Here is a 21,544-nt window from a genome sequence, read left to right as displayed (position 1 = left end):
CTGTGTTTACGGTAAATAACTCAGTAAAACTACTTTAGGAGGCTTATTATTTGAGAGATATTAATCAAATTCCAAGCGAAGCACGTTCATTATGGCAAGAGGATAGACGTATTGCTACCTATCCACCTTTAGATAAAGATTTAATAGTAGACGTAGTAATAGTCGGTGGTGGGATTACTGGTCTTGTTTCTGCATATCTCTTGGCAAAGGAAGGTAAAAAGATTGCATTACTAGAAGCTGGTAGCCTGCTAGAAGGTACTACTGGTTATACAACTGCGAAAATTTCCTCGCAACATGGGCCCATTTACCAGGAGATAATGAAAATACACGGCAAAGAAAAAGCCAAACTGTACTATGAGGCAAATGAAGAGGCGTTAAAATATATTCGCAAACTCCAAGAAGAGGAGAATATTGCCTGTGATTTTACTACAGAAGACGCCTACCTTTATACGACAAATGATAAGAACCTAGAGATATTAGAAAAAGAAGAACAAGCATACAACGCCTTGGGGATAAATGGGGGTGAGGCAACAGCGGAAGTGGACCTTCCTTATACGGTAAAGAATGCTCTCGTGCTGCGTAACCAAGCACAATTTGACCCTGTGAAATTTCTTCAAGGATTGCTCCCCTCCATTAAAAATAATGGTGGTTGGATTTTCGAACATACAAGAGCTGTATGTGTAAAAGGAAGTGATAAACCAACAGTAAAGACTGAAAATGGTCATAAAATAAAGTGCAAGGATGTGCTAGTAAGTTCCCATTTTCCTTTTAATGATGAGCAAGGTGCCTATTTTTCGCGGTTGCATGCACAGCGCTCCTATTCTATTGCTGTGAAGCCAGTCAAAACCCCTCCAAAGGGAATGTACCTTGCTGTCGATTCACCTTCAAGGTCATTAAGACAAGCTACTGATCCTAATGGAGAACCATTGCTGTTAATTGGTGGACAGGGTCACACTGCTGGGAAAATTGATGATTCTACATTTGCTAATTATGAAGCGTTAAAGAATTATGGAGAAGAAGAATTTGGGATCACATCCATTCCATATCGCTGGTCTGCCCAAGATTTAGTATCACTCGATCACGTTCCATACATCGGGCAAATGGTAACTGGCAAAAAGCATGTGTGGGTAGCAACAGGTTTTGCCAAATGGGGCATGAGTAACGGTGTAGTGGCTGCTTTATTATTGAAAGACCTTATTCTTGAAAAAGAAAACCGCTATGCTGCTTTGTTTGATCCAACCAGAACTGAGTTAAAAAAAGGAGCTACCTCTTTTATAAAAGAGAATACAGATGTAGCAAAAGAATTAGTTAAAGGAAAAGCACATCGGGAGGATAAAACGGTCGATGAACTGGAGCGTGATGAAGGCTCTATAGTGGTTCATGATGGTAAAAAGGCAGGCGCTTATCGCGATAAAGCTGGGAATATTCATGTAATCAAACCAACTTGTACCCATATGGGCTGTGATGTAGAGTGGAATGACGCAGAACGCTCATGGGACTGTCCATGCCATGGCTCACGCTTCTCACATACAGGCTCTGTAATAGAAGGGCCTGCGGTGAAATCCTTAAAGAAAATGGAAGAATAGATTGGGAGGATAAAATATAGTGGCTAGGGGTTGTTAAACAAATCTCCTAGCCGCTATATTTTGTACAAACTGACATTTGTTTATATGTTAATTGTTCGCTTGACCTAACTAGCCGAGCCACTCCCACGCCTCTTCCACTTCATTAGATTTAAATTGCTTTGCTTTTATGGCTTGACCGAGATTAGCAGCAGTACCAATCCACTTTTCATCACTAACAATGGCGAATTTTTGAAATTGCCTCCAATGTTTCGCGTCGAATTGCACCCCGTCTATTATACCTTTCCATGTCGTTCCATCGATATCATGTACAATAGCCAAAACATTAAATTTGTCTCCGTTAAAGCTCTGGGCAACTCTCTTATCTAGTAATGCCGCATCTTCTTTCGTTGCCTTTCCAGTAAATTCTACCGCAATACTTGAAGTGCTTTTACTTGGTAAAAAGGTAATCATAAAAATTCCTCCTCTATTTAGTATCTTGTTGCAAGCTTCCCGGGTTCTAACGAAAGTAAACTAATTTGCAGAGTGGAAGATCATATATATGAAAGAATATTCAAAACAAATGGTATATAATGTTAATATAATTGTATAAAAGCCAGCTAAGACAAAAGGGGATCAAAATGACAATTACATACCATATTTACGATTCAAATTTAGACGTCAATATTTTAGATGGACTGCAAGCATTACATAAAACCATTTTTGGTGAGGCAGACAATCTTAGTAGCAAAATGACAGGCAAGCCACCGTTAGTTATCGTAACAGGGATGGATGGTGAAAGGGTTATTGGGTATAAAATTGGATATGCGTTAGATAATAGCACATTTTATAGTTGGTTAGGAGGAGTGGATCCGCGATACCGAAACCATGGTATAGCCTCCGCTTTAATGAAAAAACAGCATGACTATTTAAAAGGAAAAGGATATAAAGTAGTTCAAACAAAGACCATGAATAAGTGGCGCGATATGTTAGTTCTTAATATTAAAAGTGGATTTGATGTAGTAGCTACATATACGGATGAAAAAGGATTACATAAAATTATTTTGGAGAAGCGTTTGTTACAGCCCACTAATACTAGTTAATGATTAGTATTTGGGAAGATTTAGACGAAGAATTAGATAGAGGGAGAAGGGGAAGCATGTTAAACGTGAAAGCATTAGAAGAGGAAGACTATGAATTGATCAAAGAAGCAGAGAAAGTCATTGAAAAGAATTATATATATGGACGCCATCACATTGGTTCGGCAGTTCGAGCTAAGTCAGGAAAGGTTTACGCTGCAGTACATTTAGAAGCAAATGTGGGAAGAATAGCTGTATGTGGGGAAGCGATGGCTATGGGGAAGTCCATATCAGAAGGGGACCATGAATTTAACACAATAGTAGCGGTAGCCCATCCTCATCCACACGAAGAGATAGAAAAATGCTGGGTCGTGGCACCTTGTGGGATGTGTCGCGAGTTAATTAGTGATTATGGGAGTAATACTGACGTCATCATCTCGTATAATGATACGTTAGTGAAGTGTAATGTAATGGAGTTATTACCAGAAAAATATTAGGCAATTAAACTAAAAGAATGGTTAACAGGACTGGGGGGTCTATAATATGCCTTATAACTGGGTAACCTGTTCACCACCAGAGGTGAGAGGTTTCGTTTTTAATCTTCTAGGTGGAATAAAAGAGGTTATAAAGGAAGACTTTATCGGTTTCTATCTACATGGTTCCTTAGCAATGGGTGGATTTAATCCAAAAAGTAGCGATATTGATATTCTGGTTGTATCTAATAAATCTCTAACTGTAAAGGCAAAAAGGGACTTAGCAAAGCTGTTACTTACAAGTTCAAATACCCCTTTTCCGTTAGAGTTAAGTGTTTTAACTATAAAACAATTAAGAGATTGGAAGCATCCCTGTCCATTTGATTTTCATTATAGTGAGTGGTGGAGAGCTGGTTATGAAAAGGATTTAGCAAAAGGCACCTCCCATTATTTAAACGACGAGATTAAGACAGATCCCGATTTAGCTGCACATATAACGATATTGAACCACAGAGGAATCTGCATAGAAGGGAACCCTATAATGGAAGTCTTTCCCTCTGTTCCTCGGTCTGATTATCTATCATCCATAATGGGAGATTTTCAAGATTGTTTAGAAGGCATCGAAGAGGACCCTATCTATTGTACGTTAAACCTCCTTAGAGTGCTTTGGTATATTAACGATGAAGTTATCTCATCAAAACAGGAAGCTGGTAACTGGGGGACATCAGCACTACCTTTGGATGTACGGTATACCATTCAAAAAGTGTTGAAGTGTTACGAGTCTACTAAAAGTAAGTATGATTTTGAGAAAAAAGAACTTTTAAGAATTAGAGACTTTATTGAGAGTTGGGTTCAATAGTTAATCTAGCTTGAATATAAATTCATCATCAAATATTTGATATGACAAAGGTGGAGGTTGAGGGGTGAAAAATAGAATTATATGTGATAAGTACATATTTACGGGGATTATACTTTTACTCATCGTTTTAGCCGGTTGTGAGAAAGAGGAAGATATTGTTACTAAATTCAAGCATCCAAAGATGGATCAAACTTTCCAGATTGTAAACGCTTATAAACTGTATGATGAGTTTATAGAGGAGGCATTAAAAGAGGATCAGCAAGAAAACATAGAAGCATTGTATGAAACAAAGGTTATGGATCCTATTTATGATCAATGTATTGCTGATGGAGAGCATAAGCAAGTGATGGATTTAGTATGGGACCAATCTTTTTCAAATCTTAGAGCTACTCAAAAACTTATAGAGGTTATTGATTCAGAGAGCATAAATGGTGCTATTAAAGAGGCATTAATAAAATCTTCTAACTTGTTACCTTCTGAGAAAGAGAATACCGTGTGTGTGTTTCCAACCGTAGGTGAGGAGTCTCCTGTTGGCTTCAATGTTGGGGCGGGAAAGATTTTACTTTTCCACAGCAATTATTTAGATGAAGAGGATTATAAAATAACTACAGCGCACGAATATCATCATAGTGTATGGACAGAGAAATTCTACGATCAGAATGATTATTCTACAGTTTTAGAGAACTTGGTTTTTGAAGGAAAAGCAGTAGTCTTCGAAGAACTCGTCTATCCTGAAATGTATTCATATTCGATTCCCGTATATTCCACTTATGATAAAAATCATTGGAAATTAATTGAAGCTGACTTAAATCAGGGGGACTCTGAGCGTAGTTTAGAAATCCTTTATGGAGAAGGGGAGCTACCTCCATACTATGGGTATAGTGAAGGCTATAAGATTGTAATAAACTACCTTGAAAAGCATCCGGATTTAGAGCCAGATGAGTGGTTGGGGATAAAAGGTGAGGAGATTTTCGAAGAGGGAGAATATCGTTCCAACTATGAATAGACCAATAGAAAAAATGTTAACTATCAAGCTTTGTTGAGTTGGACCATTAGGGAGTGGAAACGAAATGACTAAAATCTGGGGGTTGACTTACAGTAGGAGGGGGAAAATGAAGATAATTAAAGTGATTTTTAAAGTGAGCTTCGTAATTTATTTAATAGTATTGACAATGCTGCTTTTTCTTAGCAATAGAGGCTATATGTGGGCAGACCTTTCGTTACTAGAATATATAAAGAGCTCTTCAAATGTCGTCCCTTTTAAGACGATTAACACATATTTCCAAGCAATATTTGATGGTAGCATGAATTTGGATATACCGATAAAAAATCTTGGTGGCAATATATTCATGTTTTTGCCAATGGGCGTTTATATGCCATTTTTCATCACAAAACTAACTCGTGTAAGCATATTTACTACTTTTATGATTGTACTGTTGTTCATAATAGAAACCTTACAACTACTAACACGAATGGGCAGTTTTGATATTGATGATTTCATCCTCAATATGCTGGGTGCTTTGCTAGGTTATGGAATTTGGAAGACACTACCTTTTCAGAAATTTGTTAGACAGTAATAAGTAATTATTTTTTTGGAAAGTATACACAGCAAAACAGGCATACGTTAGCTCGCATGCCTGTTTTATACCTCAGTTCATTCTTATAAATACTGCTCAAACCAGCGACAGATATGATTTAGTCTTTCTTGACGCATTGCTGGTTTTCCGCTTCTACTAAGCTCATGGTTAGCGCCAGGGAAACGAACGAATTCCACCTCTTTACGCAAATGTTTCAAGGCAATGAAAAGTTGTTCGCCTTGTTCAACAGGACAACGGAAATCTAATTCTCCATGCAAAATCAATAGAGGAGTTTCTACGTTTTCCGCATATTTTAAAGGAGAAATCTCCCAAAGCTTCTCTGGATCATCCAATAGGTTAAGACCATGTTCCCACTTTGTAAAGAAGAAGCCAATATCACTTACACCGTAAAAGCTTAGCCAGTTGGAGATGGAACGTTGCGTAACAGCTGCTTTAAAGCGATTTGTATGACCAACAATCCAGTTTGTCATGAAACCACCATAACTTCCACCAGTTACACCAAGTCGATCTTCGTCAATATAGCTATAATTGTCTAATACATAGTCAACAGCTGTCATAAGATCTGTATAATCTCCACCACCATAGTCAGAGCGACAAGCATCCACAAATTCCTGGCCGTATCCATGGCTTCCTCTTGGGTTTGTGTAAAGCACGACATATCCTCTTGCTGCTAAGAGCTGCATTTCAAAGAAGAAGGTTTGGCCATACATCGCATGTGGACCACCATGGATTTCCAACACAAAGGGATATTTTTTACCTTCTGTAAAGCCATAAGGTTTTAATAGCCAGCCTTGTATTTCCTTCCCATCATCTGCTTTAACAGAAATCGTTTCGGGCTCTGCAATGGCTACTTCCTCAAGAAAAGCGCGATTGCTTCTTGTTAACTGTGTAAGTGTACCGTCTTTTTCCAAGTAATAAAAATCACATGGATTTGTAGCGGAGCTAATACCTAAAACAAAAGCTTCCGTATTCTGATCATAGGAGAAACCAAATACATGGTTATCCTTTTCATAGAGGGTGGTCAGTTCTTTATCCAAGGAAACTTCGTAAAGTCCAGTAGAACCTTGATCTGTTGCGATGAAGAACAAGCTTTTCTCATCTTTTGCCCAGACAGGTCCTGCTTCTGATTGTCCTAGGCGTGTATCGCCGATCATCAGGTCACCAAGCTGTATGTCCCAAGTTTGACTAAGGCATGTACGCTCACCTGTCTGAGGATCAAATACGTAGATTTCCGTTAGCGTTGCTCCAGCATATTCAAACCCATGGCCAAAGCTAACGATTTTATCACCACTTGGTGAGAAAGAGGCACTATGGTATCCACCTTCTCCATCCGTTAGCTTTTTACGTTCTTTTGATTGTAGGTCAAGTAAAAATAAGTCATTTGATAACTCATAATCTGCATCAGCATTTAGATTAGCTGCAAATAAAAGCTGTTTACCATCTGGTGAAATATCCTGGAAACTATGATCAGCATCATCACGTGTTAGTTGAGTAAATGTGTTGTTTTCCACATCTAATACGATAAGCTGAACTCGTTTGTTATCATGAAACCCACTGGAATCTGACTTATATTTCAGACTATTCACGATAAGTGGCTGCTTTTTCTTTGCTTCTTGTTCCTTTTGTCGTTCTTCCTTAGATTGTTCTTTTTGGTTATGTAGATCGTCATCCTTATCGAGTGAGGCATGGAAAAAGATATACTTGCCATCTTTAGACCATGTTGGGCTTGATGCACCATTTTTAAACGTAGTTAGCTGTCTTGCTTCCCCGCCTTCTGTTGGCAACATCCATAACTGAGATAATCCACTTCTAGTAGATTGAAAGACGGCTCTCTTTCCATCAGGTGAATAACGAAGGTTGCTATTTTTGACATCTCCAAAGGTCCATTGTACAGGGGTCTCGCCCTGAATGGATTGTACAAACAAATGAGAGTTGTAATCATCATTATCATTTGCTGTTGTGGAAACATAGCTATAGAAGTTTCCGTCAGGTGAAATCTGAGGATCACTGTAAACTTCTAATCTAGTTAAATCTTCTGTTTTTAATGCACGTTTTGTGCTTGTCATAAAATATCCTCCCTATATATATCGAAATTTCTGTATTTTTATATTTTAAACTATTTCGAGTGCCGAATCAAATGTTTATGTTAGGCTGTTTTCTGTAATTTCCTTAAATAGGTCTCTAGTTGGCTAGGTGAAGTAAAGACATGTATTGCTGTGTCTTCTAATTTTGAAAGACGCTCATAGACAAGTGGGGCTTTCTTTTTATTATACGTACGTACCCAGTTGAAAAACTCCCAATCAAGCCTTTCTTTACAGTCTTTCCCCATATCAGGACGAGTCTTATTATGATATTGTAAGCGCCTCTTGACGATTCCATAAAGGCAACGAAGTGTCTTGTAATGCAAAAAGATAACCGTGTCTGCCTGTTGTAAGCGAAATTCCATTGTCGCATTATAGTTTCCATCTATAATCCAATCATCAGTCTCCTGTATCTTCATCGTTTTTTCAAATAGTTCATCTCGTCCGATCGGCTCCCAATTAGGTTTCCAAAAAATTGCGTCTAGATGGTAAACAGGAATATCTAGTATTTCGCCAAGCTTTCTCGCTAATGTAGATTTGCCAGCACCCCCACTTCCAATGATTGCAACTTTCCTCATAACATAACTCCCTTCCTAAATATATGGACAAGCAAGAAGAATTATTATAACATAATTTTCTAAATATACATTCCTTTTATTTCACAATACAGGGTTTAATATTAATCATTCGATCTCGTGTTATAGTAAAGGATAATTTAAAAAGGAAGGAGGAGTTGTGATGAAGAAAGAAGAGATTCTCCACAAACTCACACACCATATCGCTGGAATCCTCGGAGCAGAAGACCTCTATAAATATGCCATCCTTCTTCCGTTGGTGGAAAAAGAAGATGGGATCCACCTTTTATTTGAAGTACGGGCAGCTAGCTTAAGAAGGCAACCTGGAGAAATCTGCTTTCCTGGCGGGAAAATAGACCCTAGCGATACAAGTGCCCAAAATGCAGCTCTTAGAGAAACCGAAGAAGAATTAGGGATAGAAAAGGAACGGGTTTCTCATGTTGTTCCATTAGATTACCTTGTTTCATCCTTTGGAATGATTGTCTATCCATACACAGGAATAATAGACAGTACTTCAGATGTGATTCCTAATCCAACCGAAGTGGATGAAGTATTTAGCGTGCCATTGCAATTTTTTCTGGATAATCCGCCAAAAATTCATTATGTTAATGTTGCAATGGAGCCAGAGGAGTCATTTCCTTTTGAGCTCATCCCTGGTGGAAAAGACTATGAATGGGGAACAAGTAAATTTGCAGAACACTTCTATGTCTTTGGGGATAAAGTTATTTGGGGCTTAACGGCAAGAATTATTCATCACTTTGTAGAAAGATTGGAGAAGACTTGAGAGTGAAAAAGTGAGACGGTCATTTCCACTTCACTCTACTATCTTTTGTTATAATTGATAGGGAATAATTTTACTAGAAAGAAGTGTAGAACATGAAGAAATTGCTTACTATTTTGCTGTTATCAGGATTAATATTAATGGGGGCTTGTTCTAAGGCTGAGGGTGAACAAGGTAAAAGATGACGCTTCGTCAGATAAAGATGTTGAGTCTAAAGAAGACAATGTGGTTTCAAAATCCTCCAACAACAAACAAGAAAATGTAGCAAAAACAAATGCCACTGACTCAGTAGACTCTTCAATAAATGAGTCCACTGATACTACTAAAACAGATAGTGATTCAGCTTCTGAAGATACTAAGGTTGGGCAAAATGAAGAAGCTACTACAAATGAGTCTCTTGGCACGGGCTTGAATGTAGAAATGTACTTAAATGAGCATTATGCCATTGAAAATACTCATTATAGCTTAGATACCTGGGAAAATGAAGAAACGGGAAGAACAGAGTATATTGTTCGCATCATGCCTAATACTGAACAATTCGGGGAAGAGATAGAAGAGGTTTTTGAGAATGGTAATCCTTATATGGCTGATGAGCGAACGGAAAATATATTTAAAGTAGCGGAGGGAATATTAGTAGATTTACCACAGTTAGATGATAAGGTTCATATTGAGTCTGTTCTTTGGAGTACTGCTGAGGACGACGAATTTCCCATTCTATTAATCCAGGATAGGGCACAAAGTACAATAAACTAATAATAGATAGTAAATAGACTCACTCCCAAAAGGAGGAATCAAGTTGATTCGGTGTGTCGGCATAACAGATGAAAATAAAATCGAAAAAGATATAACTATACAAGATGTCACCCAAAATAAATATAAATGGTTCTGGGTAGATTTTGACAAACCGACAGATGAAGAGATAAACCATCTATCCAATACATTTGAATTTCACCCTTTAGCGATTGAAGATTGTATTCAAAAACTCCAAAGACCAAAACTGGATTACTACGAAGATCATACATTTTATGTCGCTCATTCAGTACGAGAACAAGAAAGAGAAATTATTAGGGATGAATTAAATTTTTTTGTAAACGAGAATTTTATCGTAACTTTTCATCGTTCTGAGGCTAAAGAAATTACCCACGTTTGGGAAAAGCTTCATGCTGGTAGGAATACGGATGTGTGGGACACTTTTTATGTGTTTTATCAAATATTAGACAAAATTGTAGACAATTACTTTCCACTTATTTATAAGCTGGAAGATGAATTGGATTTAATCGAAAATAATACACAAGACAGATCAATGAATGATTTAATGAGTGAATTATTTGATATACGAAACATGTTATTGAATTTAAGGCATTCTGTTAATCCGATGCGCGATTTGTTATACAGGATGTTAAATTCCCATCATTTAGTTGAAATTAAAAACAGGAGGGAATACTTTTCTGATATCTATGATCACCTTTTGAAATTAGCGGAAATGGTCATGTCTAATCGGGAAGTAACTGCTGATATAAGAGATAGTTACCTTTCTCTTAACTCACATCAAACGAACAATGTTATGAAAGTTCTAACGATTATTACATCCATATTTGCTCCCTTAACATTGATAGCGGGGATATACGGAATGAATTTTGAAAATATGCCTGAATTGACGTGGAAGTATGGCTACTTTTTTTCTATTATATTAATGCTCGTCATTGCGTTTACTATGTTTCTTTGGTTTAAAAGAAAAGGTTGGTTTAAGTAACGCACAGTAGTGAAGGTTAGTTGAGCTAGAGCAAACTGCAAGTTTTTTAGTTTGAAATTTAGAAGCTATAAGTAAAATGCCGAGCGTTTACTCGAAGCCTTGTCGGTGGCTAGAGTTTAAATACGCTCGGCATTTTTAGATCTTTTAAGATTAATTACTTACTTTATCAGGTTCAACTATATTGGCATCTGCAACGTAAGCTTGTTGAAGCTGCTTTGTTATCTTACCTGGCTTGCCATCAGCAATTTGCTTATCGTCCACTGAAATAATGGGCATAACTTCCGATGTACTGCTCGATAACAGTATTTCATCAGCTGTCGCGATATCGTCCACAGTAAAGCTTTCTTCAATGAATGGTATCTCCAAATCATTAGCAAACTTTTCAACACGCATACGGACACATCCGTGCAAGATATTATTTGTAGCTGGGTGGGTGTAAATTTTCCCGTCTTTTACTAAGTATACATTGGAAGAGCTACACTCTGTTACCAATCCATTTTTATGTAGGATTGCTTCGTAGCAGCCATTTTCCTTTGCTTCTTGTTTTGCAAGTACGTTAGGTAGGAGGTTCAAGCTTTTTATATAGCAGTTCTCCCAACGAACATCCCGCTGGGTAATTGTTGCAACGCCAGCGTCCATCTTTTCTGTGTTGCGTGGTAGATCCTGCACATATGCATATACATTTGCCGGGATCCCCTCAGGAAAAACATGGTCTCTTGGAGCCGAACCACGTGTAACCTGTAAGTAAACCTTGCCGTCTTTATTCATCTTATTTCTTTCCAGTAGTTGTAATAGTAATTGAGTCATTTCTTCCTTTGTAACGGCAAGATTAATTTTCACCGCAGCTGCCGAACGAAATAATCGATCCACATGCTCTTTAAGTAAATAGTATTCTCCATTATAAATGCGAATCACTTCATAAATGCCATCGCCAAATTGAAGCCCGCGTTCTTCATAAGGATATTTCAAGTTATCTCGGTGAGTGAAGCTTGATTGTGTCATAATAATTGGATAAACAGCCATGCGATTTCCCCTCCCTAAATCTTATGCCTATTCTATAACTTCTCCGAATAGATGTAAATTGGAATTTCAAAAAAATTTATTATGGATATATTTAGTCAAATAAAAAAAGGTAAAACAGCTTTGAAGAGTTGCTTTAACTGCGTTGTTATTAGGGGTTTTCTAGTATTCTGTCGAAAAAAGTAAAATTTTCTCTTGCATTCTCTTAAAAGCCTTGCTATAATCAATAATGCATTCAAAAAAACAACGTAATCGTTGATTTGAGAATAAAATAATCTAACAATCTCATGCGGGTGTAGTTTAGTGACGAGCGAAGCTTCCGCCGAGTAACCAACGAGTTGCCTCGAAGCACAAGCAACTATGAGTAAGCTAGAAGATGTAGAGGCAGTCTGACTTATAGAACGTGTACTATTATAAAATAATAATCTTATATTTCATGCGGGTGTAGTTTAGTGGTAAAACCTCAGCCTTCCAAGCTGATGATGAGGGTTCGATTCCCTTCACCCGCTCCATACATATGTCTTAACGCAGTGTTTCGTAATCTAACTTACGGGGTGTTGCGTTTTTCATTTGTCTAAAACTTATCCCCTCACTTGAATCAGGGGTTCCCCCATAGTATCCTTAAGGCAACTATTGAGAAATTGAGGGATTGATATATGAAGGATTTAATTCAACAATTAAAACGGATTGATAATAAAGGATATAAAGCATACAAAGATTTACAAGGGAAATATAGTTTTCCAGACTTTGACCTGTTTCTTGATTATGTACAAGGAGACCCATTTGCATCTCCGTCTCGGCTGCGAATTATGATTCCAAAGCAAAAGCGGGGAATTAATCAAGAATGGCTGCAAACAGCTTCTAGAAAAATAGCGGCAGAGGATGCGATTGCACGTAGTGTCGGAAAAGCAGTAAGTAAGAATGAGATTTCAATTAAAGGCTCAGGGAAAAGCGGTAATATTTTCTTTGACCGACCTGGTCAGGAGGTATTGGAGAGAAGTGCTGTACAACTTACTTCAGATACAATCACCATCTGTCTATCGGTCGGACTTCCTGCAAATGGCAGAAGGATTAATGGGAGAGAGGCAGAAAAGTTATTTACGAAGGCTATCCCTGAGCTTGTTAGAAATTCGGTTTTTACTATTACCGATAAAGTGATTACCGAAGCTATAGAACTTGCAGACCAACAGGAAGCAATTCGTGAACAAATGCGGCAGCATAACTGGATTGCTTTCCTAGCAAATGGCTCGATTTTACCTAGAGAGAGTGGCATTAGCAATCGGCCTATGAAGCAAGCAGTTCCTTTTCAAAGCCCCGCACAATCTGAGGTGAAGATTTCTATCCCACATAGGGAAGAACCAATCCGTGGGATGGCAATAGAAAAAGGTATCACATTAATTGTGGGCGGCGGCTATCACGGTAAGAGCACAATGCTTCAAGCAATTGAGCGTGGTGTATATTATCATTCAAAGGGTGATGGAAGAGAATATGTCCTAACAAATCCGGATGCCGTGAAAATTAGAGCAGAGGATGGCAGGAAAGTAACGGGGGTTAATATATCTCCATTCATTAATAATTTGCCACATAAACAGCTAACAACGTTCTTTTCCACCGAAAATGCCAGTGGAAGTACCTCACAAGCTGCAAACGTGATGGAGGCACTTGAAGTTGGTGCTACGACATTACTAATCGATGAAGATACGAGTGCCACTAATTTTATGATTCGGGATCACCGCATGCAAAGGTTAGTAAAAAAAGATCAAGAACCTATTACGCCATTTATTGATAAAATTAAGCAAATGGATGAACAACTAGGCGTATCTACTATATTGGTTATGGGTGGATCAGGTGATTACTTTGCAGTAGCCGACAAGGTGATTATGCTGGAATCATACCGGCCTGAAGATGTAACAGAAAGAGCAAAGCAAATAATGAATAATTCGCCGCTTGAACGAGATTTGGATGTTACGGAGAACTTTGGAAATGTAACGGAACGCTATTTTATGCCCCAATCATTACAGACTCAAAAGGGGAAACGTGCTAAGGTACAAGCAAAAGGACTTTCCACTATATTGATGGGATATAATGATATACAATTTGCTGACACGGAACAGTTGGTGGATCAATCCCAAACGAGACTGATTGCAGATATTATTCTGTATCTTGATCAAAGAAATGTATTGGGCAATAAGTCGTTAAAGGAAGTTGTGCAATATATTGATGATCAGTTGAATCAAAAAGGAATCGCGGCATTCAGCCCATTTAAGAATCAGCATCCAGGGGATATTGCGAGACCAAGAAAGTACGAAATAGCTGCAGTGATCAACCGTTTACGCACAGCGGCTGTGAAACACAATTAGAAAGGAGGCGGAGCCAATGGATACAGCGCAGCTTAAAAAAGATATTATTGCTTACAGTAAGAAAATAGGTATTGATAAAATTGGCTTTGCCTCTGCCGATGTGTTTGGAGAATTAAAAGAAAGATTGCGCAGACAGCAGGAGTTATCCTACCAATCAGGCTTTGAAAAAGGAACCGTTGAGGAACGAACTGAGCCTGAAAGATTATTGCCTGAAGCAAAGTCAATCATTTCGATAGCACTTGCATATCCATCGCGTATGAAAGGTGCTCCAAAGAGTACAAAGGAAGAGAGGCGTGGCCTTTTTGCCAGAGCTTCTTGGGGAACGGATTATCATGTTGTCATGCGTGACCGCTTAGAAAAGCTGGCAGCGTTTATTAAAGAACAGGTTCCAGATGTGGCTAACCGGTTAATGGTTGATACAGGGGAACTTTCAGATCGTGCTGTAGCAGAACGTGCCGGCATTGGCTTCAGTGGAAAAAACACTTCCATCATCACACCTGAATTTGGTTCATACGTTTATTTGGGTGAAATGATTACCAATATTCCATTTGTGCCAGATGATCCAGTTGATGACAGTTGTGGGGAATGTACGAAATGTATTGATGCTTGCCCAACTGGTGCCATCGTACAGGGCGGCCAATTAAACGCACAGCGTTGTATTGCATTTTTAACACAAACAAAGGATTTTCTGCCCGATGAGTTCCGTACTAAAATTGGTAATCGAGTATACGGTTGTGATACATGTCAGGTTGTCTGTCCTAAAAATCAAAAGATAGACTTTCATATTCATCCTGAATTTGAGCCAGAGCATGACGTATCGAAGCCGGTGTTAAAACCAATGTTGCGTATCTCTAATCGAGAATTCAAAGAAACCTTTGGCCATATTTCTGGTTCTTGGCGAGGTAAAAAGCCTATCCAGCGCAACGCATTGATAGCACTAGGACATTACAAAGACAAAACAGCTGTAGAGGACATCATCAAGGTCATGCGCACTGACCCTAGACCTGTGATCAGAGGAACGGCTGCATGGTCTCTAGGGAAAATTGGAACAGAAGAAGCATATATGGCAATAAGAGAAGCAATGGAAACAGAGCAGGATGAACAGGTGCAGGTTGAGATGGAAAAAGGCATGGCATTTCAAGAGGTGTATCAAGCCAAGACATAATTGTTCATTATTATTGTGGTTTTTGACAAGTCCCCTCCCCATATAGTAATGGTGGAGGGGATTTTTTATGGAGAAATTAAAAGCATATTGGTTGGATTTTTTACAGGAAGAACGTGTGGAAGAAAGCTGGTGGGAAAGGAAGAAAGCGTGTTGTGAAAAACGAGGCGCAAAGATCGTACGTGTGGAAGGGAAGGGACATTTATTCCGAAAGTTTCGGTACGATAGCGACACAATGTATGAGTACCGACTTCACTTTTCTTATCTTACGAAGCAGAAAGATAAGCTATATTTGGAAGAGGAGGTAATTCCATATACCTTTAAAATGGAAAAAGGCTCTATTGTGGAACATAAGAGGGGCGGCTCACCAAAGGTAAAGCCACCTTTATCGATTTCTCCGAATGCGAATCGTACGTCAAACCAAGAACGAATGCGTTTTACTTATGATCGACTGGCGGCTGTTCAATACGCTGAGCGATGGTGGAACAGTTATAATCCCAATTTTCGTAAATTTGAGGTGGATTGCACAAATTATATATCACAGTGCCTATTAGCTGGTGGAGCTCCCATGCGTGGAGCACCAGTCAGAGAACGAGGCTGGTGGTATAACCAGGATAGCTGGAGTTTTAGTTGGGCCGTAGCTCATTCAATGAGATGGTATTTAAGTGGATCGACGGATGGCCTGCAAGGAAAAGAAGTTAGCTCTGCAGAAGAATTGGCGCCTGGAGATATCATTTGTTATGACTTTCAGGGGAATGGCAGATGGGACCATAATACAATTGTGGTAGCAAAAGACGCAGCAGGAATGCCACTTGTTAACGCACATACAGACAACAGTCGAAACCGGTACTGGTCTTACGAAGATTCTACAGCTTGGACGCCTGATATACAGTATAAATTTTTTCGCATTGGTTCGTAGTAATGCTATAATAAATAAGCTACTCCCAGACGAGGGGCAGTTGATTATCGAACAAGGAGATTAGATCAGTGAGTATACATGTCGTTTTATTTCAGCCAGAGATTCCTGCAAACACTGGAAACATAGCGAGAACTTGCTTGGCAACTGGAGCAACATTGCATCTTATTCACCCACTAGGCTTTAGTACAGAGGATAAAATGTTACGAAGAGCAGGGCTGGATTACTGGAAAGATGTGGATGTTCAAGAACATGCTAGCATAGAGGAACTATATGAAAAGCATCCTAAAGGTTCCTACTACTATATAGAAAATTTTGGTACAAAGCATTACACAGATTATGATTACAGTAATGACAAAGATGATTTATTTTTTGTATTTGGAAGAGAAACGAATGGCATTCCACACGAATTGCTTGAAGGCAAAGAAGATAGATGTCTACGCATTCATATGAATGACAAGGTTCGTTCATTAAATTTATCTAATACTGCTGCTATCATCGTTTATGAGGCTTTACGTCAACAAGGTTTTCCAGATCTCACATAAAAAAACCGCCATATTGGCGGTTTTTTACTGATCTTTTTTTGGTACGGCTGGTTTTGATTCGTATCCAGATGTGAACATTGATGTCATAAATGTTAAGATAACGCCAATTAAAAGTGCAAGCTTCATTGTTATGCCTCCTTATGTAGGTAAAAAGAGCGTCTTTTTGATTATGTCCCTATTATAACGAATTATGATTATAATGTGAACTAATGCAAGTAATTTGCTTTCAGATTTTTAGAAAAGACATGGCTTTTCAAGCTCTAAATAGACGGAAGATTTTAATAATAGTAAAGGTTGGAACATTATATTGTTTCAGTATATAAAATAGGGTATATTAGTTGATGAAAGTCATTTAACAGTTCTATAATAGAGTGAGTGTTAGAAAACCGTTTACATTACGAGTAATGTTAACTTCTAATGGGGGTATAAAAACGTGGCACAGACGGAAGAATCTAATCAAAGATTCTGGGCAGAATTTCATGGTCCAAATATGGGGTATGTAGAAGAACAATATGATCTGTATAAAACAGATCCAGATGCAGTCGATCATTCCATAAAGGAAATGTTCGATCAGTATGGAAAGCCAAATTGGATATCAAACAATGCAGGAGCAACAGACCTGCCAACAGGTTCTCAAGGTTCCATGCACGATGTAAAAAAACTAACCTCAGCTATGAAACTTGTTGAGGCTATTCGCCGTTTCGGTCATCTAGAAGCGGATATTTATCCGGTAGGTTTACACAAAAAGCGAAATTCAAATTTAGTACAGCCTGACACTTATGGATTAAGTGAAGAGGATCTAAAACAAATGCCAGCTAGCTGGTTATGGGAAAAGGCACCGAATCACGTTGAAAACGGCCTTGATGTCCTTCATGAACTTAAAAAATACTATTCTGGAACGATCACATTTGAATATGATCATATTAATAACGAAGCTGAGCGCGCGTGGTTACTTGATCTAATTGAGACAGGTAAGGCACGGCTTGATCTTTCTGATGAAGACAAAAAGCAGTTACTTGGACGCTTAGTGGATGTTGAAGGATTTGAAGGATTCCTACAAAAAACGTTTGTTGGTCAAAAGCGCTTCTCTATCGAAGGATTGGAAGCAATGGTGCCAATGCTTGATCAGATTGTAAAATATGCAACCGAAGATAAAGTTGAAAATATTATGATGGGAATGGCTCACAGGGGTCGACTTTCTGTGTTGGCTCATGTGCTAGGCAAACCGTTTGATAAAATTTTCTCCGAGTTCCATCATTCACCAGACAAGGAATTAGTTCCATCTGAAGGCTCCATGGGAATTAACTATGGCTGGACAGGTGATGTTAAATACCATTTTGGTGCAAAGAAAGAAGTAAAAAAGGGTGAAGAAACAGCAACCCGAATAACACTTGCACATAACCCGTCACATCTTGAATTTGTTAATCCAGTAGTGGAAGGCTTTGCCCGTGCTGCACAGGATGATCGCTCTAAAGCCGGATACCCGGAGAGAGATTTAAATAAAGCGATTCCAGTATTAATTCATGGGGATGCTGCATTTATTGGGGAAGGTGTAGTTGCTGAAACTTTGAACCTTAGTGGGCTTCCTGGTTATGCCACAGGTGGTAGCTTGCATATCATCGCTAATAACTTAGTTGGGTATACGACAAATCAGGATGATGGACGGTCCACACGTTATGCAAGTGACTTAGCTAAAGGGTTTGAAATACCGATCATTCATGTGAATGCAGATGACCCAATAGCATGTGTGTCAGCAATTAAAATTGCATACGAATACCGCAAGAAATTCAATAAGGACTTTCTCATTGATTTGGTCGGCTACCGCAGATACGGTCATAATGAAATGGATGAGCCGAGAACAACCCAACCAGGGCTGTATCAGGATATCGACCAACATCCGACAGCTGCGAATGTATTTGCAGAGGTGTTAAAAGAGAAAGGTGTAATAGAAGAAAAAACCTTTAAGAGTATGCTAGAGAATGTAGAAGCGCATCTCAAAGAAATCTACGACGGTATGAAAGAAAATAAAACCGGTAAGGCAGAAGTAAAATGCATGCCAAAAGCGTTGGAGAATACTTTAGAAACATTTGAAACTGCGGTAGAGCTTGAAGTTCTACAAAGTTTGAATAAAGGGTTATTGAAACGGCCAGAAGGTTTCAATGGTTTCAAGAAACTCGAAAAAATTCTAGACCGTCGTGGTAAAGCTATGGAAGAAGGCGGTAAAGCAGATTGGGGAACAGGTGAAGCTCTGACTTATGCTTCAATACTTCGCGACGGCATCCCAATAAGGCTAACTGGACAGGATTCCGAACGTGGAACATTCGCGCATCGACATGTTGTTCTCCATGATGTAGAGACTGATGAGAAGTATAGCCCAATGCATGGACTTGAAGTAGCTAATGCGTCATTTGACATTCGTAATAGCCCATTGTCAGAAGCTGGTGTACTCGGTTTTGAGTATGGTTATAGTGTTCAATCACCAAATACGCTGGTAATCTGGGAAGCTCAGTTTGGAGATTTTGCTAATGCTGCGCAAGTTATTTTTGATCAATTTATTTCTGCTGCACGAGCAAAATGGGGAGAAAAATCGAATATGGTAATGTTATTGCCACATGGTTATGAAGGTCAGGGGCCAGAACATTCCAGTGCAAGACTTGAACGTTTCTTGCAAATGGCAGGAGAGAATAACTGGATTGTGGCAAATGTTACCTCGTCGGCGCAATTTTTCCATTTGCTTCGTAGACAGGCGGCAATGCGCGGTCGTGAAGAAGCAAGACCTTTAATACTCATGACGCCAAAAAGTTTGCTACGTAATCAACGTGTTTCTGCTGAGCCGAAGGAATTTACAGATGGTAAGTTTGAGCCATTACGACAGCAACCTAATCTTACGCTTAGTAAGAAAAAGACGAAGCGACTACTAATCGGATCAGGGAAGATAATGGTAGATATAGAAGAGGCAATGGACAATGCAGAGGAATCCTTTGATTGGCTAAATGTTCTTCGTTTAGAGCAGATCTATCCATTCCCTAAAGAAGAATTGGAAAAGAAACTAGTAGAATTACCGAATCTTGAAGAAATCGTATGGGTCCAGGAAGAACCGATGAACATGGGTGCCTGGGATTACGTTGATGACTATCTAAGAGATTTACTGAAAAAAGGGCAAGAATTACGCTATATTGGTCGGCCGCATCGGGCTGCTCCTGCAGTAGGGGTACCAAACGTCCACAAAGCAGAACAAAAACAACTTGTACAAAAAGCAATCAACCCGTCTAAAGGAGGAGATTCCAATGAAAGAAATTAAAATACCAGAACTTGCTGAATCAATTACAGAAGGTACAATCGCTGAATGGTTAGTAAAAAAAGGTGACAAGATTGAAAAAGGCGACCCTGTAGTTGAACTAGAAACAGACAAAGTAAATGTGGAAGTAAATGCAGATTATGCAGGTGTCATAACGGAAATCCTTAGAGAAGAGGGCGATGATGTAGAAGTCGGGGATGTTATTGCCAAGGTGGATGAGAACGGCGAAGCTGGCGGGGATCAAGAAGAGGAAGAACCAAAAACGGAAGAAGCTTCAAAAGAGGAAAAGAAGGAATCCCCTAATAAAGAAAGTGACTCGAAAAAGGAAAGTGATTCAGAAAAAGAAGAACCTTCTAAGAGCGAGAAAAAGGATTCTTCGTCCACTAAAAGCAAAAACGGCGATGTTATCGCTTCACCAGCAGCTAGAAAACGAGCTCGTGAATTGAATATTGATTTAAGTGAAGTCAGCCCTAGAGATCCGCTTGGTCGTGTACGTCCTGAAGATGTCGAGGCTGCTGCCAAAGGTTCAAGTAAGAAGGAAGAAAAGAAAACAGAAAAGAAAGAAGCAACCTCACAAAAAACCGAGTTTGATAAACCAGTAGAACGAGTGAAAATGTCACGTCGTCGTCAAACCATTGCAAAGCGTCTAGTTGAGGTACAGCATGAAGCTGCGATGCTAACAACTTTCAATGAAGTAGATCTAACAAATGTTATGAAGCTACGCAGTGATCGAAAAGAGAAATTTATTGAAAAACACGGCGTAAAATTAGGCTTTATGTCCTTCTTTACAAAAGCAGTAGTAGGGGCACTAAAAGAATTCCCATTATTAAACGCTGAGATTCAAGGCAATGAATTAGTCTTAAAGAAATTCTATGATATTGGTATTGCGGTATCCACAGATGACGGACTTGTTGTTCCGGTTGTACGTGATGCAGACCGTCTTGATTTTGCCGGAGTAGAAAAAGAAATTGGTAATCTTGGTAAAAAAGCACGCGACAAAAAACTTGCGATGGAAGACTTGCAAGGTGGTTCCTTCACGATAACAAATGGAGGTACATTCGGTTCCATGCTTTCTACCCCTATTCTTAATGCACCACAGGTTGGGATTCTTGGTATGCATAACATTCAGAAGCGAGCTATGGTCATGCCTGATGATTCAATCGAAGTTCGACCAATGATGTACTTGGCTCTATCTTACGATCACAGAATTGTGGACGGTAAAGAAGCTGTTCAATTCCTGGTACGTGTGAAAGAATTACTAGAAGATCCATATGATCTATTACTAGAAGGTTAATTGTTTAATAGGCAAACCCGTCAGCTTAGCTGGCGGGTTTTTTTTTATGTGATAGTAGAAAGATTTAAATAAGGTTTTCTCTATTAGGCAAGAAAAATTGTTAATTCGCTGGCATTTAGGGAATGATTAAGTAAGATAAGCGAAATTAACAGAAAATATAATCAGTTGATTGACGTCTGACGTCTTGG

General features: G+C 38.9%; 19 protein-coding genes and 1 tRNA gene. 16 read left to right on the top strand and 4 right to left on the bottom strand.

Annotated features, from left to right (window positions below; translation table 11 throughout):
* Nucleotides 1-50 precede the first annotated feature (50 nt).
* Nucleotides 51-1,586, top strand: a complete 1,536-nt coding sequence (locus AC6CHS_RS14045; RefSeq protein WP_498237006.1) for an FAD-dependent oxidoreductase — start codon at nucleotides 51-53, stop codon at nucleotides 1,584-1,586.
* A gap of 108 nt (nucleotides 1,587-1,694) precedes the next feature.
* Here the strand turns inward: AC6CHS_RS14045 and AC6CHS_RS14040 are convergent, their stop codons facing one another.
* Entirely contained in the window at nucleotides 1,695-2,036 is a 342-nt protein-coding gene (locus tag AC6CHS_RS14040; protein ID WP_498237004.1) for a SpoIIAA family protein, read from the bottom strand.
* A gap of 167 nt (nucleotides 2,037-2,203) precedes the next feature.
* On the opposite strand from AC6CHS_RS14040, the gene AC6CHS_RS14035 reads away from it, so the two are divergent.
* The 5 genes from AC6CHS_RS14035 to AC6CHS_RS14015 all read left to right on the top strand — a co-directional run bounded on the left by AC6CHS_RS14035 (nucleotide 2,204) and on the right by AC6CHS_RS14015 (nucleotide 5,550).
* A complete protein-coding gene (locus AC6CHS_RS14035) occupies nucleotides 2,204-2,665 on the top strand; it encodes a GNAT family N-acetyltransferase (protein ID WP_498237002.1) in 462 nt (153 codons plus the stop codon).
* A gap of 56 nt (nucleotides 2,666-2,721) precedes the next feature.
* Nucleotides 2,722-3,138: a cytidine deaminase gene (locus AC6CHS_RS14030; RefSeq protein WP_498237352.1), complete on the top strand. Its 417-nt coding sequence runs from the start codon at nucleotides 2,722-2,724 to the stop codon at nucleotides 3,136-3,138.
* 46 nt (nucleotides 3,139-3,184) lie between these two features.
* Nucleotides 3,185-3,973, top strand: a complete 789-nt coding sequence (locus AC6CHS_RS14025) for an aminoglycoside adenylyltransferase domain-containing protein (RefSeq protein ID WP_498237000.1) — start codon at nucleotides 3,185-3,187, stop codon at nucleotides 3,971-3,973.
* A gap of 64 nt (nucleotides 3,974-4,037) precedes the next feature.
* Nucleotides 4,038-4,979, top strand: coding sequence for a DUF2268 domain-containing putative Zn-dependent protease (locus tag AC6CHS_RS14020; RefSeq protein WP_498236998.1), 942 nt, complete (start codon nucleotides 4,038-4,040; stop codon nucleotides 4,977-4,979).
* A 106-nt stretch (nucleotides 4,980-5,085) separates the two neighbouring features.
* Nucleotides 5,086-5,550, top strand: coding sequence for a VanZ family protein (locus tag AC6CHS_RS14015; RefSeq protein WP_498236997.1), 465 nt, complete (start codon nucleotides 5,086-5,088; stop codon nucleotides 5,548-5,550).
* Nucleotides 5,551-5,633: 83 nt separating this feature from the next.
* Here AC6CHS_RS14015 and AC6CHS_RS14010 read toward each other — a convergent pair whose 3' ends face one another.
* Both AC6CHS_RS14010 and AC6CHS_RS14005 read right to left on the bottom strand, forming a co-directional pair.
* Nucleotides 5,634-7,637 (bottom strand): S9 family peptidase, encoded by a 2,004-nt coding sequence (locus AC6CHS_RS14010; RefSeq protein WP_498236995.1) that lies wholly within the window; start codon nucleotides 7,635-7,637, stop codon nucleotides 5,634-5,636.
* A gap of 80 nt (nucleotides 7,638-7,717) precedes the next feature.
* Entirely contained in the window at nucleotides 7,718-8,230 is a 513-nt protein-coding gene (locus AC6CHS_RS14005) for a DNA topology modulation protein (protein WP_498236993.1), read from the bottom strand.
* A gap of 160 nt (nucleotides 8,231-8,390) precedes the next feature.
* Here AC6CHS_RS14005 and AC6CHS_RS14000 point away from each other — a divergent pair, with 160 nt between their 5' ends.
* From AC6CHS_RS14000 to corA, 3 genes are all read left to right on the top strand, one after another.
* Nucleotides 8,391-9,011, top strand: a complete 621-nt coding sequence (locus AC6CHS_RS14000; protein ID WP_498236992.1) for an NUDIX hydrolase — start codon at nucleotides 8,391-8,393, stop codon at nucleotides 9,009-9,011.
* A 162-nt stretch (nucleotides 9,012-9,173) separates the two neighbouring features.
* Entirely contained in the window at nucleotides 9,174-9,761 is a 588-nt protein-coding gene (locus AC6CHS_RS13995) for a hypothetical protein (RefSeq protein ID WP_498236990.1), read from the top strand.
* Nucleotides 9,762-9,804: 43 nt separating this feature from the next.
* Nucleotides 9,805-10,761 carry a magnesium/cobalt transporter CorA gene (gene corA, locus AC6CHS_RS13990; protein WP_498236988.1) on the top strand — a complete coding sequence of 319 codons (957 nt, stop codon included), beginning with the start codon at nucleotides 9,805-9,807 and terminating at the stop codon, nucleotides 10,759-10,761.
* 150 nt (nucleotides 10,762-10,911) lie between these two features.
* On the opposite strand, the gene dat is transcribed toward corA, so the two are convergent.
* The gene (dat, locus tag AC6CHS_RS13985) at nucleotides 10,912-11,784 is read right to left on the bottom strand and encodes a D-amino-acid transaminase (RefSeq protein WP_498236986.1); all 873 of its coding nucleotides are present in this window, start codon (nucleotides 11,782-11,784) and stop codon (nucleotides 10,912-10,914) included.
* A gap of 435 nt (nucleotides 11,785-12,219) precedes the next feature.
* On the opposite strand from dat, the gene AC6CHS_RS13980 reads away from it, so the two are divergent.
* From AC6CHS_RS13980 to odhB, 7 genes are all read left to right on the top strand, one after another.
* A tRNA-Gly gene (locus tag AC6CHS_RS13980) sits at nucleotides 12,220-12,293 on the top strand.
* Between the two features lie 144 nt (nucleotides 12,294-12,437).
* A complete protein-coding gene (locus AC6CHS_RS13975) occupies nucleotides 12,438-14,141 on the top strand; it encodes an ABC-ATPase domain-containing protein (RefSeq protein ID WP_498236985.1) in 1,704 nt (567 codons plus the stop codon).
* A 16-nt stretch (nucleotides 14,142-14,157) separates the two neighbouring features.
* Nucleotides 14,158-15,306 carry a tRNA epoxyqueuosine(34) reductase QueG gene (queG, locus tag AC6CHS_RS13970; protein ID WP_498236983.1) on the top strand — a complete coding sequence of 383 codons (1,149 nt, stop codon included), beginning with the start codon at nucleotides 14,158-14,160 and terminating at the stop codon, nucleotides 15,304-15,306.
* 67 nt (nucleotides 15,307-15,373) lie between these two features.
* Nucleotides 15,374-16,222 carry an amidase domain-containing protein gene (locus AC6CHS_RS13965; RefSeq protein ID WP_498236981.1) on the top strand — a complete coding sequence of 283 codons (849 nt, stop codon included), beginning with the start codon at nucleotides 15,374-15,376 and terminating at the stop codon, nucleotides 16,220-16,222.
* A 68-nt stretch (nucleotides 16,223-16,290) separates the two neighbouring features.
* Complete coding sequence (gene trmL / locus AC6CHS_RS13960; protein ID WP_058950763.1) at nucleotides 16,291-16,764, top strand: tRNA (uridine(34)/cytosine(34)/5-carboxymethylaminomethyluridine(34)-2'-O)-methyltransferase TrmL; 474 nt, start codon at nucleotides 16,291-16,293, stop codon at nucleotides 16,762-16,764.
* Nucleotides 16,765-17,197: 433 nt separating this feature from the next.
* Nucleotides 17,198-20,065, top strand: a complete 2,868-nt coding sequence (locus AC6CHS_RS13955; RefSeq protein WP_498236979.1) for a 2-oxoglutarate dehydrogenase E1 component — start codon at nucleotides 17,198-17,200, stop codon at nucleotides 20,063-20,065.
* The gene (gene odhB, locus AC6CHS_RS13950) at nucleotides 20,052-21,356 is read left to right on the top strand and encodes a 2-oxoglutarate dehydrogenase complex dihydrolipoyllysine-residue succinyltransferase (protein WP_498236978.1); all 1,305 of its coding nucleotides are present in this window, start codon (nucleotides 20,052-20,054) and stop codon (nucleotides 21,354-21,356) included. Before AC6CHS_RS13955 ends, odhB begins: the two co-directional genes overlap by 14 nt.
* The last annotated feature ends 188 nt before the right edge of the window (nucleotides 21,357-21,544 follow it).

This window comes from Oceanobacillus sp. GQ8 (assembly GCF_059758495.1).
Note: the sequence above shows the minus strand (reverse complement) of the source record. Positions and strands in the feature narration are given on the sequence as shown.

What these genes read in the sequence shown, in the direction of transcription:
- AC6CHS_RS14035 (WP_498237002.1), top strand. Translation starts at nt 2,204, where the DNA reads ATGACAATTACATACCATATTTACGATTCAAATTTAGACGTCAATATT.
- odhB (WP_498236978.1), top strand. Translation starts at nt 20,052, where the DNA reads ATGAAAGAAATTAAAATACCAGAACTTGCTGAATCAATTACAGAAGGT.
- AC6CHS_RS14015 (WP_498236997.1), top strand. Translation starts at nt 5,086, where the DNA reads ATGAAGATAATTAAAGTGATTTTTAAAGTGAGCTTCGTAATTTATTTA.
- AC6CHS_RS14010 (WP_498236995.1), bottom strand. Translation starts at nt 7,637, where the DNA reads ATGACAAGCACAAAACGTGCATTAAAAACAGAAGATTTAACTAGATTA.
- AC6CHS_RS14025 (WP_498237000.1), top strand. Translation starts at nt 3,185, where the DNA reads ATGCCTTATAACTGGGTAACCTGTTCACCACCAGAGGTGAGAGGTTTC.
- AC6CHS_RS13965 (WP_498236981.1), top strand. Translation starts at nt 15,374, where the DNA reads ATGGAGAAATTAAAAGCATATTGGTTGGATTTTTTACAGGAAGAACGT.
- queG (WP_498236983.1), top strand. Translation starts at nt 14,158, where the DNA reads ATGGATACAGCGCAGCTTAAAAAAGATATTATTGCTTACAGTAAGAAA.
- AC6CHS_RS14040 (WP_498237004.1), bottom strand. Translation starts at nt 2,036, where the DNA reads ATGATTACCTTTTTACCAAGTAAAAGCACTTCAAGTATTGCGGTAGAA.
- AC6CHS_RS14005 (WP_498236993.1), bottom strand. Translation starts at nt 8,230, where the DNA reads ATGAGGAAAGTTGCAATCATTGGAAGTGGGGGTGCTGGCAAATCTACA.
- AC6CHS_RS13975 (WP_498236985.1), top strand. Translation starts at nt 12,438, where the DNA reads ATGAAGGATTTAATTCAACAATTAAAACGGATTGATAATAAAGGATAT.
- dat (WP_498236986.1), bottom strand. Translation starts at nt 11,784, where the DNA reads ATGGCTGTTTATCCAATTATTATGACACAATCAAGCTTCACTCACCGA.
- AC6CHS_RS14030 (WP_498237352.1), top strand. Translation starts at nt 2,722, where the DNA reads ATGTTAAACGTGAAAGCATTAGAAGAGGAAGACTATGAATTGATCAAA.
- AC6CHS_RS14000 (WP_498236992.1), top strand. Translation starts at nt 8,391, where the DNA reads ATGAAGAAAGAAGAGATTCTCCACAAACTCACACACCATATCGCTGGA.